The sequence below is a fragment of the Pseudomonas sp. RV120224-01b genome (genome assembly GCF_003208145.1).
In the GTDB taxonomy this organism is placed as follows: Bacteria; Pseudomonadota; Gammaproteobacteria; order Pseudomonadales; family Pseudomonadaceae; genus Aquipseudomonas; species Aquipseudomonas monteilii.
Window position 1 is genome coordinate 206,364 of record NZ_QKMQ01000006.1, and the last position, 16,145, is coordinate 222,508.

Consider the following 16,145-nt stretch of genomic DNA (forward strand, 5'->3'; position numbering starts at 1 on the left):
CTTCAAGCCATGTGCAGTACCTGTGGGAGCTGGCTTGCCGGCGATGGGCTGCAAAGCAGCCCCAATTGCAGGATCGCTAATAGCCGGTCATCTCCAGATACCCGCGCCCACCCGCACTCCCCGTCAACCGCACCGGCCCTTCCCAATACGGGAATCGTGTATCCATCCAGGCCTGCGGCTCCACTGCATCAACCTGTATATCCACCTCATGCTCCGGCACCTGCACCCGCCAGCGTATCGGTATCTGCTTGCCATTCTTCTGCTCGGCCCAGGCAAGGGGCTGCAGCTGAACCTGCGCTCCTTGCAGTGCAATCACTTCACCCTTTGGGCCAACCCAAGTACCAGCGCGATAGGCCTCACCCTGCGCCTCGCGCACCTGGAACAGCATCAGCTTGGCACCGCTGTCCAGATGCAGGGAAAACCAGTCCCACCCAGTCTGCCCGGCCGCCAGCGGCTGGCTGCTCCATTCCCGGTCCAGCCAGGCCTGACCAGTAACAGCAATGCACAGGCCGTCACGTTCCACCTCCCCCTGCACGCGGTAAAAAGGCTGGCTGTAATAATAGGAAGCCTGCCCCTTGCCGGATTTTTCGCTGTAACCCTGATCGCCGTGCAGCACCAAGGGCCGGTCACTGTGCAAGCGCAAGTCGTAGCGGAACGCTGCACCACCGCCGCTCATCCGCAGGCTTTCGATGCCACCGTTGCCCTGCAATGCCCATTCATTGATCCACGCCCGAAACGGCTGGGCCTGCACACCGGCCTGGCCGATACCACCGCGTGCCAGGGTTTCGCCAGACTGATGCCCACCCGGGCCGGTCAAAGCCACGTGCCCCATCCACAGGTTCGGGCTGTTCCAGTCTGCGGTTTCCGGGCCGGGGCGCAGTGCCGAGCGGAACAGCGTCCACTGCGCGCCCCAGTCGCGCCCCTGGGCGTCCTTGAGATTGGCAGTGACATACCACCACTCGATGCGAAATCCTTCGTGAGGGCCGTGGTCACGGGGGAACGCCAAGTGATACCCGCGGGTTACCTGGCTGAACCCGACCGCCTGCTGCCCAAGCCCGGCATAGCCTTGTGGCGCCGGTTGATCACAAGCGCACAGCAGGCCGCACAGCAACAACCACGCACTACGCTTCATCGGCAAACGGCCTCAACAGTTCGCGGGGCTGGCGGCGCGCCAGTTGCCACAGCGGCCAGGCGCTGGCCAGCAGGCTGGTCAACAGGCCCAGCACAGCCAGTTGCAGCAGTTGCGCAGGGAACACGTAGAGCGGCAAACGCCAGCCGAACGCCTGCACATTGACGACCGCCACCAGGCACCATGCCAGCAACACCCCCAGCGGAATGGCCAACAGTACCGTGAAACTGCTTAGCATCAGCGTTTGCCCCAGGCTCAACCACACCAGTTGCCTGCGTTGCACGCCCAGCGCCCACAGCGGTGCCAGCTGGCCGAGCCGGGTTTGGCCCAACGTCAGCAGGTTGATGAACAACGCCACCCCGGCCACACCCAGGGTGAGGCTGTTGAGTGCGGCGGTGGCGGCGAAGGTGCGGTTGAACACCTCGGTAGACCAGCTTTTCAGGCGTGCCTGCTCCACCACACGGCTGTCGTCCAGGGCGAAGTGCTGTTGCAACGCCGCCTTGGTGACGGGCACTTGGTCGGCGTGCAGGTCAACACTCAACCCCGTCAGCGTCGCCTCTGGCCAATGCGAACGCAACCAGCCGGCATTCACCAGCACATGGCCCTTGGGGTTGCCGTAGTCGGCATAGACCCCGACCACCGTCATGGCCTGCGAAGACAGCGCAAGGCGGTCCCCCACGTGCAGCTTCAAGCGCCTGGCCAATTGTTCACTGAGCATCACGGCCTGCCCGCTGGACAGTTGCTCCCAGGCGCGCGGCTGCTGTTCAAGCAACGGCCAACGTTTGAGGTAGAGGGGGTGATCGACGATACCCTGGACCTGCACTGGCCACCCCTGCAACCGGGTTTCAACACGCCAGCCAGGCAGCACCGCGATGACGGCAGATTGCTGGCCGAGCCATTCGGCCATTTGCAACCCTTGTTCGGTATCCCGGGGGGTGACATACAGATCGGCAGACAGACGCATGTCCAGCCAGCCAACGAACGTCTTGCGAAAGCCTTCGGTCATGCTACCCACGCCGACACTGGCCGCCAGCGCCAGCAACAACGCCATAAGCGCCAGGCTCAGGGCCGGCAGTTGCTGGCGGCTGTCGGCCACGAACCATTGCGCCAGGGGCCGCCGACAAAACCGCGTCAACCCGCCAAGCCCGTCGTCGAGCAAGGCGGGCAACAGGAGTGCCGACGCCAGCAACAGCCCGGCCAGCATGGCAAAGGCGCACGCCAGGCTGTTACCCAGCACGCCAAACCCCAAGGCCAGCAACAACAGCAAGCCTGCTGCGCACGCCTGGCGCCTTGACCACAACCCCTGTGCCAGCCGCCAGGCCTGAGGCTGCACCAGCGCCAGCAATGGCAGCCGGGCTGCACGCAACACGCTGCTCACCCCTGCCAGCAATGCCCCCAGCACACTCACCAGTACACCCGCCAGCCACCACCCTGCAGGCAGGCTCAGCGTGCCGGCCACCTGGGCGCCGTAGAGGCCGCGCAAGCTGGCAGCCACATCAGGCAACAACCACGCGGCCAGTGCATACCCACTGGCCACACCCGCCAGCCCGCCCAGCAGTGCGAACAGGCCCAGCTCCAATACCAATGCACACAGCAACGTGTTCAAGCTGACCCCACAGGCGCGCAGGTTACGTATCAGGCCTCGCCGCTGCTCCAGCGCCAGGCCGATGGCGGCGTGGGCGATGAACAGGCCAACAACGAACGCCAGCAGGCCAAGGGCGGTCAGGTTAAGGTGAAAACTGTCGGTCAGCCGCTGCAATCCGCCGTCGTCCTGCTGAGGTTGCAGTTCGAGCAGGGCCGCGATATCAGCAGGCAACGGCCCTGGCTTGCCGGCCACCAGCAACCGCGACAACTGCCCGGGTGCGTGCAGCAGGCGTTGGGCATGGCCGATGTCGACGACCATTATCCCGGGCGCCAGCTCAGGTTGCAGAACCACGGGGGGAAGCGGTTGCCCTTCGCTGTCGTGCCTTGGACCTGCGCCCAGTTGGCGCAACGTATCTGGCCCTACCCAGGCTTGCCCGGGTGTGCCGATGAATGCCTGCAGGTCGAATGCCTGGGGCTGCACGCCGGCAATGCTGCTGGTCGGCGGCAGGCTCAATGGATCGATGCCAATCAGCCGCACACTGCGCACAGGCTCACCAGACAAGCGCAAACGCCCTTCCAGCACGGGCGTCACCTGCCACCCCTGCTTGCGCAACTGCACGTACAGCCCCTGGTCGAAATGCTCACCCTTGCGCGGTACAAACTGCGCCTGCATCGGCCCGGCCAGCACGGCACTGGCCCGGGCATAGTCGCTGCGGGCCTGGCTGTTCAGTGCCTGTACGCCCGTCCACAAGGCCGTGGCCAGCCACAGCCCGGTGAAGATACTGACAAACTGCACCCGATGGCGCCGCCAATGGCTGAGCAACGCCAACAGGGCCAGCGACAAAAGCCTCATCACCCGTGCTCTGGCTGAACGCGGCCGGCCTGCAGGTAGCAACGCTGCTGCAAGCGTGCCGCCAGCCGCGGGCTATGGGTCACCATCAGCACACCACTGCCGGCCTCGGCGACCAGTTGCAGCAGCAGGTTCAGCACCTCGTCGCTGCAGGCTTCGTCAAGGCTGCCGGTAGGCTCGTCGGCCAGCAGCCACGCCGGGCGCCCGGCCAGCGCACGGCCAATGGCAACCCGCTGTTGCTGGCCGCCAGACAACTGTTCCGGGTAGCGCGCCAGCAAACCTGCCAGGCCCAGGCGTTCTGCCAGGTAGGCCACCCATTGCGGGTCATGCCGGCCGGCAAGCCTTGCCTGGAATGCAAGGTTCGTCGCCACGTCCAGGCTGCTGATCAAATTGTATTGCTGGAACACCAGGCCAATGCCCTGCCGCCGCCACTGCGCCAACGATGCCTCTGAACGGCTGTCGAGCGGCGTGCCGTCAATCAGGATCCGGCCACAGTCGGCGCGGTCCAGGCCGGCAACCAGGTGCAGCAAGGTGCTCTTGCCGCTGCCCGATTCGCCCATCAATGCCAGGCTGCTGCCGCGTGCCAGGCTCAGGTTGACGCCCTGCAGCACAGGCAGCGGGCCTTGGGGGGTGGGGAACGATTTGTGGAGCTGTTCGATGGCAAGCATCGAGGGGCCTTGGTGGGTTGTGGGGTTTGTTTAGGAATAGCAGGTTCAGGCCGTTTCCCAGGCATTAAACCACCCTGCTCAATCCCGAGCCATGATCGAAATTTTTATTAGTGGATCCACAAAAATCCGATAATCGCCCAAAACCTTGCAAATCACAGCACAAATCATTGACCGCGCATGAAGAGAATGGCTCCAATGAATCCATTAAATAAAAACAAAACCCGGAGAGCCTCCCCCATGTACCCCAAAAACACCTGGTACGTAGCCTGCACCCCCGACGAAATCGCCACCAAACCCTTGGGCCGGCAGATCTGTGGCGAGAAGATCGTGTTCTACCGCGCCCAGGAAAACCGCGTGGCCGCCGTCGAGGACTTCTGCCCGCACCGTGGTGCGCCGTTGTCGCTGGGTTACGTTGAAGACGGCAACCTGGTGTGTGGTTACCACGGTCTGGTGATGGGCTGCGATGGCAAGACCGTGTCGATGCCGGGCCAGCGGGTACGGGGCTTTCCCTGCAACAAAACCTTCGCCGCCGTCGAGCGCTATGGCTTCATCTGGGTCTGGCCAGGCGACCAGGCGCTGGCCGACCCGGCGCTGATCCCGCACCTGGAATGGGCCGTCAATGAAGAGTGGGCCTATGGCGGTGGGCTGTTCCATATCGGTTGTGACTACCGCCTGATGATCGACAACCTGATGGACCTCACCCACGAAACCTACGTGCACGCCTCCAGCATCGGCCAGAAGGAAATCGACGAGGCCCCGCCCGTCACCACCGTCACCGGCGACGAAGTGGTCACCGCCCGGCACATGGAAAACATCATGGCCCCGCCCTTCTGGCGCATGGCCCTGCGTGGCAACGGGCTGGCAGACGATGTGCCGGTGGACCGCTGGCAGATCTGCCGCTTCACCCCGCCCAGCCATGTGCTGATCGAAGTGGGCGTGGCGCATGCCGGCAAAGGAGGCTACCACGCGGAGGCGCAGCACAAGGCGTCGAGCATCGTGGTGGACTTCATCACGCCAGAGAGCGACACCTCGATCTGGTACTTCTGGGGCATGGCGCGCAATTTTGCGGCGCAGGACCAGGCGCTGACCGACAACATCCGGGAAGGCCAGGGCAAGATCTTCAGCGAAGACCTGGAGATGCTGGAGCGGCAGCAACAGAACCTGTTGGCCTACCCGGAACGCAACCTGCTGAAGCTGAACATCGATGCCGGTGGCGTGCAGTCGCGCAAGATCCTGGAGCGGCTGATTGCCAAAGAGCGCATGCCGCAGCCACAACTGATTGCCACCAGCGCTACCCCTGCCTGAGGAGAAGCCAAGATGATCGATGCCGTAGTGGTTTCCCGCAACGATGAAGCGCAGGGCATTTGCAGCTTCGAGCTGGCAGCAGCGGATGGCAGCCTGCTGCCCGCGTTCAGCGCGGGATCGCATATAGATGTGCACTTGCCCGATGGGCTGGTGCGCCAGTATTCCTTGTGCAACCACCCCGAAGAGCGCCACCGCTACCTGATCGGTGTGCTCAACGACCCGGCCTCGCGGGGTGGTTCACGCTGCCTGCACGAGCAGGTACAGGCCGGCGCACGCCTGCGCATCAGCGAACCCCGCAACCTGTTCCCGCTGGCGGAAGGGGCGCGGCGCAGTGTGCTGTTTGCCGGGGGTATCGGGATTACCCCTATCCTGTGCATGGCCGAGCACCTGGCGCAAAGCGGTGGGGATTTCGAACTGCACTACTGCGCCCGCTCGAGTGAGCGTGCCGCCTTTGTTGAACGCATTCGTAAAGCGCCTTTCGCCGACCGCCTGTTCGTGCATTTTGACGAGCAGCCAGAAACGGCACTGGACATCGCACGGGTGCTGGATAACCCGCAGCCGGATGTCCACCTGTATGTGTGTGGGCCGGGTGGTTTCATGCAGCATGTGCTGGACAGCGCCAGGGGCCTGGGCTGGCAGGAGGCTTGCCTGCATCGGGAATATTTTGCCGCAGCGCCGGTGGATGCCAGCAACGACGGCAGTTTCTCGGTACAGGTCGGCAGCACCGGCCAGGTGTTCGAGGTGCCTGCCGACCAGACAGTGGTGCAGGTGCTGGAGCAGCACGGCATCGAGATTGCGATGTCGTGCGAACAGGGCATTTGCGGCACTTGCCTGACGCGCGTGCTGCAAGGCACGCCAGACCATCGCGACATGTTCCTGACCGACGAAGAGCAGGCGCTGAACGATCAGTTCACGCCCTGCTGCTCGCGCTCGAAAACACCCCTGCTGGTGCTGGATATCTGAACCGGCCTACGACGAGGGCAGAATCACCTTCATGCCCTCTTCCACCGTTGCCCCGCCGAAGGTTTCGGCGTAGCGCAAGGTGGCGTTGGCGTGCTCGCGCATGATGGCCTCGGCGCGGGCGCCCTGGCGATTGACCAAGGCATCGAACGCCGCATGGTGTTGCATGTGCGCGAAGTTGAAGCGCCGGTATTCGCGGGCCAGGTCGTGGCGGTCCACGGCCAGAGCGGTGACCGAGGCGAACGGCAGGTGGTCGTTACGCGCCAGGGCATCGGCGATGGCCGGGTTGTGGCTGGCTTCGATGATAACCTGGTGAAAGCGCATGTTGAGGTCGTGGTAGGCCTGCAGGTCTTCTTCGGTGACGAAGCCCTTGTCGAACAACTGGTCGCCTTCGACCAGGCAGCGTTGCAGCGCTTCGCGGGCCTGGGCTGACAGGCCACGTTCCGCAGCCTGGCGGGCAGCCAGGCCTTCCAGTACGCCGCGTACCTCGACGGCGCCGGCGATGTCATCGGCACTGACCGAACGCACCTGAAAACCCCGACCGCCAAAACGCACCAGCAGGCCTTCCTGCTCAAGGGTGCGAAACGCCATGCGCACCGGCATGCGTGACACGCCGAACAGTTCGGCGGTGGGGACTTCCATCAAGCGCTCGCCAGCTGCAAGCTCGCCCGAGGCGATCATCTTGCGCAACGCGACCAGCACCATTTGACCAGGCTTGCTCATCCGGGCTACTTCCAGGGACATGAGCGGGCATCTTAGCGTAAGGCGGGGAGGTGCTGTTGGCTTGTTCGGGCAATACGAGAGACGGTGAGGCGTGTCATTGGGGCTGCTGCGCAGCCCATCGCCGGCAAGCCAGCTCCCACAGGTACCGCACAGTTCGTCAGTACTGCGCAGTACCTGTGGGAGCTGGCTTGCCGGCGATGGGCCGCAAAGCGGCCCCAGTGCCTTAAAGGCGGCGCGGTAAAAGCTTTATAGCGACAGCGGATAGCTGACAATCAGGCGGGTCTGGTCGAAATCACTGTTGAAGCTACGCCGGTTGGTCGCGTTGTTCAGCCGGATGTTAAGGTTTTTCAACGCCCCGCTCTGGAAGGTGTAGTTCACTTCGGTATCGCGCTCCCACTCCTTGCCATTGCTGCCGGCCGCCGTGGTCGCGTTCTCGCCATGCCCGTAACGCACCATGGCCAGCAGCCCAGGCACCCCCAATGCGGCAAAGTTATAGTCGTAACGCACTTGCCACGAGCGCTCGTCGGCGTTGCTGAAGTTGCCGTTGAACATGTCGTTGCCCAAGGTACGGCCACTGCTGCCATACACCGACATCCACTGGCTGTCGCCACTGACCTTCTGCAACCCCAGGTACAGTGTATGACCACTGTGCGAGGCCGACAGCAAGGCGTAACCCGTGCGGCTCTGAATGTCGCCGATGCGCGCCTGGCCGTCATCCCGGTCGATGAAATAGCCAAGATTGGCCCCCAACGTCCACTCCCCCACCCGTTGGTTGTGCAGCAGGTTGAAGTAGCTTTGCTGGTAGATGTCCTCCAGCTGCGAATGCCAGGCTCCGATCAGTGTGCGCTGCTGGTTGAAGCGGTACTCGGCACCGGCGTAGTTGAAGCCGTCCGAGGTGACCCCGGGCGCGGCCCAGGCAGAAAGGTCTTGCATGTCGGACGAGTTGCGCAGGCTTACTTCACGGTACTGGCCGGCCTGCAGACTCAAGCCTTCGATCTCTCGCGAATCAAGCATCGCCCCACGGAATGTCTGCGGCAGCAGGCGGCCATCGTCGTAGCGCAGCAGGGGGATGTCGGGCAGCAGCTCACCAACCTTCAGTTCGGTCGCGGAAATACGCAGCTTCGCCGCCAACCCTGCCCGGCCATAGTCGTCGGCTGCACGCCCGTCATCGTGCACCGGCAGCAATTCGGAACCGCTGGTGCCACCGCCGCTGTCCAGCTTCACACCGAACATGGCGATACCGTCCAGGCCAACACCGATCAACCCCGGGGTGTAGCCAGAGCTGAACTTGAAAATGAAGCCCTGGGCCCACTCTTCGACCTTGCCCTTGGCCGCCCCCGGGTCGCGGAAATCGCGGTTGAAGTAGTAGTTGCGCAGGGTCAGCCCGGCCTTGGCATCGTCAAGGAAGCCCCCCTCCTCGGCCCAGGCCGGCAAACCCAGGCCAAGCGCCAGCGATACCGCCAGGACCGAACGGGCCAGCGTGCAAGTTGTGTGCATCATTATTATTGTTCTCCGCTTTACTTGGGCGCAGCCGTCCCCCGCAGGCTGCCCGGAGCCCGTGGTCGAAAGGCTGCATGAATGCCCGGCCGGGGCCGGGCGCTACTCAGTGGTTCAATGCGTCAGAACGGATACTGGCGCGGCACATGCTGCACGCTGACCCAGTGATCACGCGTGAACTCGTCAATGGCCCAGTCACCGTTGAAACGGCCAAGCCCGGAGTTCTTCTCACCGCCGAACGGTGCGTTGGCTTCGTCGTTCACCGGTATGTCGTTGATATGGCTCATGCCCGCCCGCACCTGGCGGGCAAAGCGTACGGCGCGCTCCAGGTTGCGGCTGAACACCGCACTGGAAAGCCCGAATTCGCTGGCATTGGCCAACGCCAGGGCATGGGCTTCGTCGCGTGCACGCAGCAAGCCCACCAACGGGCCGAAAATTTCGTTACGTGCAAGGTCCATGTCAGCAGTGACCTCGCCATACACATGCGGCGCCAGCAGGTTGCCGCTGACCCCGCCCTCGTACAGCGGCTCGGCACCTTCGCGGCGTGCCTGGCTGATCTTGTCCTGCAAGCCTTGCAATTGCCGGGCATTGATTACCGGCCCGATCACCGTGACAGACGCATCCGGGTCGCCCACCTCCAGCGCCCGGACACGCGCAACGAAGCGCTCGGCGAACGCGTCGTAAAGGCTGTCGTCAATGATGATCCGGTTCACGGCCATGCAGATCTGCCCCTGATGCAGGAACTTGCCGAACACCGCAGCATTCACGGCCTGTTCGAGGTCGGCATCGTCCAGCACCACGAACGGGCTGTTGCCGCCCAGTTCCAGCGCAACGTGCTTGAGGTGTTCGCCACCGCTGGCGATACGGCCGATGCCGCGCCCAACCGGCGTGGAGCCGGTGAAGGTGATCAGCGCCGGTACCGGGTGCTCGACGAAGGCATCACCGATGTCGCTGCCCGCACCGACCACCACGCTGAGTACCCCGGCCGGCAAGCCGGCCTCTTCGAAAATGCGCGCCAGCAGCAAGCCACCGCACACCGGTGTGTCGCTGGCGGGCTTGACCACCACCGCATTGCCCAGCGCCAGCGCAGGGGCAATCGAGCGTTGCGTCAGGTGCAGCGGGAAGTTCCATGGGCTGATCACCCCGACCACCCCCAGGGCACTGCGGTACACGCGGCTTTCCTTGCCCGGCACGTTGGAGTCGACAATGCGCCCGTGCACCCGTGACGGGAACGATGCCGACTCCAGCGCAATCGCCCGCGCCGCGCCCCACTCCAGCTGGGCCTTGAGCCGGGTACTGCCAGACTCGCGGATGATCCAGTCGATGATTTCGTCGCGGCGCCGGTCGAAGATGGCCACCACTTCGTACAACACCGCCGCACGTGCGGCAGGCCCCAGGGCCGCCCAATGCAACTGCGCCCGGGCCGCCTCCTGGTAGGCGGCATCGAGGTCGGCGCGGCTGGCCTGTTGAACTTGCAGCAACAAGTCGTCGTTGTAGGGGTTGTGCACCTTCAGGGTCTTGCCGGCGCTGCCGGCGCGCCACTGCCCGGCAATCGGCAGCAACTGAAGGTCTTGGTAACGGGGGCTATTGGCAGACATGCAAGGCTCCTTGGTCAGCAGGTAGGTTTGTTGGCAGCTTCAGGCTCACTGGCCTGTTGTGGCGCGCGCACCTGGATAAAGGCAATGGCCAGCGCACCGATCACCCCAGGCAGGGCAAAGGCAAGGAAGTTGTGCTGGATAGGCAACTGCAACGACAGCAGGCTACCCCCCAGCATGGGGCCGGCGATTGCGCCGAGGCGGCCGATACCGGCGGCCCAGCCCACCCCGGTAGAACGGATGTGTGCCGGGTAGGCAATAGAGGCATAGGCGTGGATCACCGCCAGCGTGCCGATGGTGGTAGCGCCGGCAATCAGCAACAGCAGGTTCAGCAACAGCGGGCCAGGGTTTAGCCCCAGTGCAGCCAACGACACAGCAGCCAGCACGAAGAACAGCGCCAGTGTGCGCTGCACACCAAGGCGGTCGGCGAGCCAGCCACCAAACAACGCCCCGACGGTGGCGCCGATGTTCAGCGTGACCAGAAACGCCAGGCTCGATCCCAGCGGGTAACCACCCTGCGCCATCAGCTTGGGCAACCAGGTGTTGAGGCCGTAACTCATCAGCATGCACATGGCGAACGCCACCCACAGCAACAAGGTGGGCAGGGCCTGGCCACGGCCAAACAACTGCGCCAGGCGCGCCTTGCCTAACGGCTGGCCGCGCCCCGACAAACGCAACTCGGTGCCTGGGCGAAACGCCGGATCGACTTTGGCCAGCAGTTGCTCAAGCTCCGCACGGCGCCCCTTGATTTCAAGAAACGCCGCCGATTCCGGCAGGTAGCGCAGCATGAACGGCACAGCGAGCACCGGTAGTACCGCCACATAGAACACCGCCTGCCAACCCCACTGCGGGATCACCACAATCGCCAGCAACGCCGACAGCACTGCGCCCACCGAGTAGAAGCTGGACATGACGGTAATCAGGGTGCTACGCCGACCTTGCGGGGCGAACTCGCTAATCAGGTTGACGGCGCTGGGGACCAGCGCGCCAAGGGCCAGCCCGGTCACCAGGCGGCACGCGCCGAGCTCCAGCGGCGTCCTTGCATGGCCGGTCATGAACGCCGCCAGGCTGGCCAGCAAGGTGGTGAGGATGATCAGTCTGCGCCGGCCGAACCGGTCGGCCAGCGGGGCCAGCAAGGTACCGCCAAACAACATGCCGAACAGTGCGCAACTGCCAAGCGTGCCGGCTTCGATGGCGCTGAGTTGCCATTCCTGCATCAGGCGCGGCACTACCGAGCCATAGATCACCATGTCATAGCCGTCGAACAGCATGATGAAACAGCCCCACAACAGTATCAGCAGATGCGTGCGATTGAAGGGTGCAGCATCGATCACTTCGCTTACGGAAGTCGTCTTCATAGCCACCTCGGTTCTTGTTTTTGTTGGGTGTCGCGCGGTGTGCGTCGGGTTCAGGGTTCGATGGTCTGGGTCGGCACTTCGATCAGCACTGGCCGGTCACTCTCCAGCGCCGCTCGCAGCGCCTCGGTGAACGCACAGCCGGTTGCCGCATGCACCGCCTGCACGCCATAGCCACGGGCGATGGCACAGAAGTCCAGGCCTGGCACGTCCAGCCCGGGCGCGTCATTGACATCCAGTACATCGGCAAACCAGCGCAACGCGCCGTAGGTGCCGTTCTTGAGGATGATGAACACCACCGGGATGTTGTATTGCGCGGCGGTCCACAGGGCAATGATGCCGTAGTTGGCCGAGCCGTCGCCGATCACACCAATCACCCGCCGGCCGGGCGATGCCAACTGCACCCCAACCGCTGCCGGCAGACCAAAGCCCAAGCCACCGGCAGCCGGGAAGAAATAACTGCCCGGCTCACGCATTTCCACACGGCGCCAGAACGCACCGACGGTGCTGGTAGACTCCTTGACGTAGATGGCATCTTTGGGGGCCAGTGTATTGAGCAGATCGAACACTGTTTCCGGGCGTAGCAGGCCACCGTCATCTGCCACCGCTTCGGCAGCCGGCAAAGCGACCGGCATCGGCCTGCCGCTTTGTGGCACACCGCCGAGCACGGCTTCGAGGGTGAGCGCGATGTCACCGACCAGGGCATCACCCATTGGTGCGCGGGCCGCTTCGCCCGGGTCGCAGGTCAGGTGCAGCAGCTCGCAGTCGGCCGGCAGGTAATGGCCCGGGGCGAACTGGTGATAACGAAACACCGGGGCTCCCACCACCAGGATCAGGTCGTGCCCGGCCAGGTTATGGCTGATACCGGCGATGGCTGCTGGCAATACCCCACGGAAGCACGCATGCCGAGTCGGGAACGGGCAGCGCGACGCAGAAGGCGCCACCCAGGCCGGCATGCGCAGCTTTTCCGCCAACTGCACAGCCAGGCCATTGGCGCCGCTGCCATCGACATCCGGGCCTAGCACCAGCACCGGGTTGCGCGCTGCCGCCAGGCGTTGGCACAGGTGCTGCAGCTGCGCCGGCGACGGCAACCCGGCACTGCCCACCTGGCGCCGCGCCAGGTGCTCGACCCCGCCTGGCGCCTCACAAGCCCAGTCGTCATACGGGATCGATACATACACCGGCCCGCGTGGTGGCAGGCTGGCCGTGTGGATCGCCTGGCTCAGGGCGCGCGGCACGTCCTGTGCTGTAGCAGGTTCGTGGCTCCACTTGACCAGCGGTTTGGGCAACTGTGCGGCATCGACATTGGCCAGCATCGCTTCCACCCCGATCATCGAACGCACTTGCTGGCCGGCGGTGATCACCAACGGGCTGTGCGAGTACCAGGCATTGGTCAGGGCGCCCATGCCATTGCCGGTGCCTGCAGCCGCGTGCAGGTTGACGAAGGTCGGCTGGCCGCTGGCCAGTGCGTAACCATCGGCCATGCCGACCACGGCGCCTTCGTGCAGGCCGAGGATGTAGCGGAAATCCTCCGGGAAGCCCTTGAGAAATGGCAGCTCGTTGGAGCCGGGGTTACCAAAGATAGTGGTCAGGCCATGTTGGCGAAGGATGTCGTAGGTGGCGCCGTGAACAGTTTTCATAAAGCCCCTTGCAGCTTGTTTTTGGAATTCGGGTTACTTTTGCAGCCACCACAAGATTGATCAAATCGATACTATCTTTACCAAAAATAAAACCTATCTATGTGAAGCCGCCGCCCCATGAGCCACATCGACCTGAACCTGATCCGCACCTTCGTCACGCTTTACGAAGCCCGCAGCGTCACCTTGGCCGCCGAGCGCCTGTTCGTCACCCAGCCGTCGGTAAGCTACGGCCTGGCCCGCCTGCGCGAACTGTTCGACGACGCCCTGTTCAGCCGCACGCGGGACGGCATTCAGCCAACCTTTGTCGCCGACCAGCTTTACAGCACCCTGCGTGATGCGCTGACACGTATCGAAGGCGCCGTGCAGAGCACTCGCCAGTTCGACCCTGCCACCACCGAGCGCAGGTTTCGCATCGCCCTCTCCGACCTTGGCGAAATGGGCTTCTTGCCGCTGATCCTGGCGCGTCTGAACCGCGACGCCCCGCAGGCCGAAGTCGAGGTGCTGCCGCTGCAGGTCGACCAGGTGGGCGACTGGCTGGCCAGCGGCAAGATCGACGCGGCCATCTGCCGCCCGCCCGTGCCGGGCACTCGCAGCCAGGTACTGCTGCGCGAGCGTTATGTGTGCCTGCTCAGTTGCGACCACCCACGCATCGGCACTGAACTGAGCCTTGAGCAGTTCATTGCCGAACGTCACATCAGCGTTACCCGTACCACTGGCCATGGCAGTGTCGAAGACGTGCTCAACAGCATGCAGCTGCAGCGGCGTACCAGCCTGCAGGTGCCGCACTTCTCGGTGTTGCCGAAGATCATTCCCGGCACCGACCTGCTCGCCGTGCTGCCGGCACAGATCGCCCGGCTGTTCATGCAGGACGGTGGCCTGAAAATGCTTGAGTTGCCGTTCCAGGTCCCCGCGTTCAATGTTTCGTTGAACTGGCACCCCAACAGCGACAACTCCGCCGCCCTGCAATGGTTTTGCGCCACGGTCGCCGAAGCGATCATCGACGGCCAGGCTTAGGCATCGGCCATCACTGGCCGAGCCGGGCTGGCCGCCGGCCGCAGCAACAGCAGGCACCCTGCCGCCAGCACGAACACGCTGGCGAACACCCCGTACAGGTGCAGCGGTTGCCAGCCACCATCGAGCAACACACCGGCCACGGTGGGCGACAGGATCGCCCCCATGCGCCCGATGCCGATGCCCCAGCCCACGCCTGTCGCACGTACCGAAGCGTCATAGACCACCGGCGACAATGCATACAGCCCGGCCACGCAGCCATTGGAAAACAGCCCGATCAGCAGCCCCAGCGCCAGCGCCGCACTGACCGACGCGCCATTGGCCACGAACAACACCAGCAGCGCTGCGGTGATAAGCATGAACAACGCCAGCACCCGCGTGAGCGGCCAACGCGAAGCCAGGCCGCCGATCAGCGCCGCACCGAGGATGCCGCCGACGCTCAGCAGCACCCCGCAGGTAATGCCCTGCTGTGCCGACAGGCCAGCGGCGACCAGCAGTTTCGGCGTCCAGCTCATGACGAAGTAGAAGCCGAACATGACCAGGAAAAACAGCAGCCAGATCACCAGCGTGGTGCGGCGCATGGCAGGCGCCAGCAGTTGCCGGAAGCCGCTGGCGGGGCCCTGTTTCCTTGCAGTGGGTGTTGGCAGTTGTGCCAGCGCCGGCTGGCCGAGGCGAACGGCCAGGCGATTGACCCGTGCCAGTGCATTGGCCGGGCGACGCGCCAGCAGAAAGTCCAGTGATTCCGGCAACCACAGCAGCACCAGCGGGATCACCAGCACGGTGACAATGCCGCCAAACAGGAATACCGAGCGCCAGCCCCACTGCCCCAGCAGCCACACCGCCAGCAAGCCGCCCAACGTCGCGCCCAGGGCGTAGCCGGTGGACTGCAGGCTCACCGCCAGCCCGCGCCAGCGTTTGCTGGCGTACTCACTGGCAATCACGTTGCTGCTGGCCAGGATGCCGCCAATGCCCAGCCCGGTCAGGCCACGCAGCAACGCCAGTTGCAACGGGGTTTGGCTCATCGCCGAAAGCAGCATGCCGACACCAGACAGCGCCAGGCACAGCAGGATCAGCGGGCGGCGACCAAAGCGGTCGGCCCACGGCGCAATGAACAACGAGCCAGCCGCCATGCCGAACAGGCCGGCGCTGAGCAGCAGCCCTACCTGCGCCCCGTTCAGGCCCCACTCGGCAGACACCGAGGCAGCCGTGAAGGCCATCACCAGTACGTCGAAGCCATCGATCATGTTGAGGATGATGCAAATACCAATGGCCAGGCACTGGAAGCGGCCCATCGGGTCGTTGTCCAGGCGTTGCTTGAGATCGGCATTCATAAGGTCACCTGCCGGTTCACAGGTGGGAGAACAGATACGCACACGCAGGCAAAGCGCAAGGAACCCTGACGGTTCCGTAGCCCTGGAAAACCACTCATGACTGGACCCTTTTTGTAATTGTTGTCGCATACGGCTGGAGGGCTCCGGCCGTTGTCAGGCGCTAATCAACCAGATAGTGGATCCACAAACAATCACTTCAAACGTGGAGGCTCGGGGTTAAACGCGGTGAACAAAGAAACGAAACCACTAAACATCAATTTTTATTATTTATTTTCAATAGCTTAGATATTTATCCTAAAAATGATTTCTTGTTCGTTTATCGCACAAATTTTATTTATGGATCCATAAATACACCAGAATCGACTCCAATCCCCTTCACCAAGGGTTAGCCATGAACAAATCTTCATGATGTGCGCCAGCGCCCTGATCACGGGGCACACAGCCCATACGCGCTTTCTGACGGGCGCCACTCACCTTGAGGCTGCGGGGCGTGTTGC

12 protein-coding genes are annotated in these 16,145 nt (G+C 63.7%); 3 read left to right on the top strand and 9 right to left on the bottom strand.

Features of this window, described 5'->3' with window-relative positions:
• Positions 1–76 precede the first annotated feature (76 nt).
• Genes N436_RS12355 through N436_RS12365 form a run of 3 tightly spaced genes read right to left on the bottom strand, consistent with a single transcriptional unit; the run spans position 77 to position 4,231 of the window.
• A complete protein-coding gene (locus N436_RS12355) occupies positions 77–1,132 on the bottom strand; it encodes a lipocalin-like domain-containing protein (RefSeq protein WP_105948517.1) in 1,056 nt (351 codons plus the stop codon).
• Positions 1,122–3,566, bottom strand: coding sequence for an FtsX-like permease family protein (locus tag N436_RS12360; protein ID WP_110741152.1), 2,445 nt, complete (start codon positions 3,564–3,566; stop codon positions 1,122–1,124). The genes N436_RS12355 and N436_RS12360 overlap by 11 nt, the downstream gene beginning before the upstream one ends.
• Positions 3,566–4,231: an ABC transporter ATP-binding protein gene (locus N436_RS12365; RefSeq protein WP_105948515.1), complete on the bottom strand. Its 666-nt coding sequence runs from the start codon at positions 4,229–4,231 to the stop codon at positions 3,566–3,568. The genes N436_RS12360 and N436_RS12365 overlap by 1 nt, the downstream gene beginning before the upstream one ends.
• A 237-nt stretch (positions 4,232–4,468) precedes the next feature.
• Here N436_RS12365 and N436_RS12370 point away from each other — a divergent pair, with 237 nt between their 5' ends.
• Both N436_RS12370 and N436_RS12375 read left to right on the top strand, forming a co-directional pair.
• A complete protein-coding gene (locus N436_RS12370) occupies positions 4,469–5,536 on the top strand; it encodes an aromatic ring-hydroxylating dioxygenase subunit alpha (protein ID WP_105948514.1) in 1,068 nt (355 codons plus the stop codon).
• Positions 5,537–5,548: 12 nt separating this feature from the next.
• The gene (locus N436_RS12375) at positions 5,549–6,499 is read left to right on the top strand and encodes a PDR/VanB family oxidoreductase (protein WP_105948513.1); all 951 of its coding nucleotides are present in this window, start codon (positions 5,549–5,551) and stop codon (positions 6,497–6,499) included.
• Positions 6,500–6,505: 6 nt separating this feature from the next.
• Here N436_RS12375 and N436_RS12380 read toward each other — a convergent pair whose 3' ends face one another.
• The 5 genes from N436_RS12380 to mdlC all read right to left on the bottom strand — a co-directional run bounded on the left by N436_RS12380 (position 6,506) and on the right by mdlC (position 13,306).
• Positions 6,506–7,219 (bottom strand): GntR family transcriptional regulator, encoded by a 714-nt coding sequence (locus N436_RS12380; RefSeq protein ID WP_016714586.1) that lies wholly within the window; start codon positions 7,217–7,219, stop codon positions 6,506–6,508.
• A gap of 246 nt (positions 7,220–7,465) precedes the next feature.
• On the bottom strand, positions 7,466–8,719 hold the full coding sequence (locus tag N436_RS12390; protein WP_177410312.1) for an OprD family porin: 1,254 nt from the start codon (positions 8,717–8,719) through the stop codon (positions 7,466–7,468).
• Positions 8,720–8,838: 119 nt separating this feature from the next.
• Complete coding sequence (locus tag N436_RS12395) at positions 8,839–10,314, bottom strand: aldehyde dehydrogenase family protein (RefSeq protein WP_105948512.1); 1,476 nt, start codon at positions 10,312–10,314, stop codon at positions 8,839–8,841.
• Between the two features lie 14 nt (positions 10,315–10,328).
• Positions 10,329–11,669 (bottom strand): aromatic acid/H+ symport family MFS transporter, encoded by a 1,341-nt coding sequence (locus tag N436_RS12400; RefSeq protein WP_110741153.1) that lies wholly within the window; start codon positions 11,667–11,669, stop codon positions 10,329–10,331.
• A 50-nt stretch (positions 11,670–11,719) separates the two neighbouring features.
• Positions 11,720–13,306: a benzoylformate decarboxylase gene (gene mdlC, locus N436_RS12405; RefSeq protein WP_110741154.1), complete on the bottom strand. Its 1,587-nt coding sequence runs from the start codon at positions 13,304–13,306 to the stop codon at positions 11,720–11,722.
• A gap of 117 nt (positions 13,307–13,423) precedes the next feature.
• On the opposite strand from mdlC, the gene N436_RS12410 reads away from it, so the two are divergent.
• A complete protein-coding gene (locus tag N436_RS12410; protein WP_105948509.1) occupies positions 13,424–14,320 on the top strand; it encodes a LysR family transcriptional regulator in 897 nt (298 codons plus the stop codon).
• Here the strand turns inward: N436_RS12410 and N436_RS12415 are convergent.
• Positions 14,317–15,648, bottom strand: a complete 1,332-nt coding sequence (locus tag N436_RS12415; RefSeq protein WP_110741155.1) for an MFS transporter — start codon at positions 15,646–15,648, stop codon at positions 14,317–14,319. The two genes, N436_RS12410 and N436_RS12415, sit on opposite strands and share 4 nt — an antisense overlap.
• Between the last annotated feature and the right edge of the window lie 497 nt (positions 15,649–16,145).

What these genes read in the sequence shown, in the direction of transcription:
- N436_RS12355 (WP_105948517.1), bottom strand. Translation starts at nt 1,132, where the DNA reads ATGAAGCGTAGTGCGTGGTTGTTGCTGTGCGGCCTGCTGTGCGCTTGT.
- N436_RS12360 (WP_110741152.1), bottom strand. Translation starts at nt 3,566, where the DNA reads ATGAGGCTTTTGTCGCTGGCCCTGTTGGCGTTGCTCAGCCATTGGCGG.
- N436_RS12365 (WP_105948515.1), bottom strand. Translation starts at nt 4,231, where the DNA reads ATGCTTGCCATCGAACAGCTCCACAAATCGTTCCCCACCCCCCAAGGC.
- N436_RS12370 (WP_105948514.1), top strand. Translation starts at nt 4,469, where the DNA reads ATGTACCCCAAAAACACCTGGTACGTAGCCTGCACCCCCGACGAAATC.
- N436_RS12375 (WP_105948513.1), top strand. Translation starts at nt 5,549, where the DNA reads ATGATCGATGCCGTAGTGGTTTCCCGCAACGATGAAGCGCAGGGCATT.
- N436_RS12380 (WP_016714586.1), bottom strand. Translation starts at nt 7,219, where the DNA reads ATGAGCAAGCCTGGTCAAATGGTGCTGGTCGCGTTGCGCAAGATGATC.
- N436_RS12390 (WP_177410312.1), bottom strand. Translation starts at nt 8,719, where the DNA reads ATGATGCACACAACTTGCACGCTGGCCCGTTCGGTCCTGGCGGTATCG.
- N436_RS12395 (WP_105948512.1), bottom strand. Translation starts at nt 10,314, where the DNA reads ATGTCTGCCAATAGCCCCCGTTACCAAGACCTTCAGTTGCTGCCGATT.
- N436_RS12400 (WP_110741153.1), bottom strand. Translation starts at nt 11,669, where the DNA reads ATGAAGACGACTTCCGTAAGCGAAGTGATCGATGCTGCACCCTTCAAT.
- mdlC (WP_110741154.1), bottom strand. Translation starts at nt 13,306, where the DNA reads ATGAAAACTGTTCACGGCGCCACCTACGACATCCTTCGCCAACATGGC.
- N436_RS12410 (WP_105948509.1), top strand. Translation starts at nt 13,424, where the DNA reads ATGAGCCACATCGACCTGAACCTGATCCGCACCTTCGTCACGCTTTAC.
- N436_RS12415 (WP_110741155.1), bottom strand. Translation starts at nt 15,648, where the DNA reads ATGAATGCCGATCTCAAGCAACGCCTGGACAACGACCCGATGGGCCGC.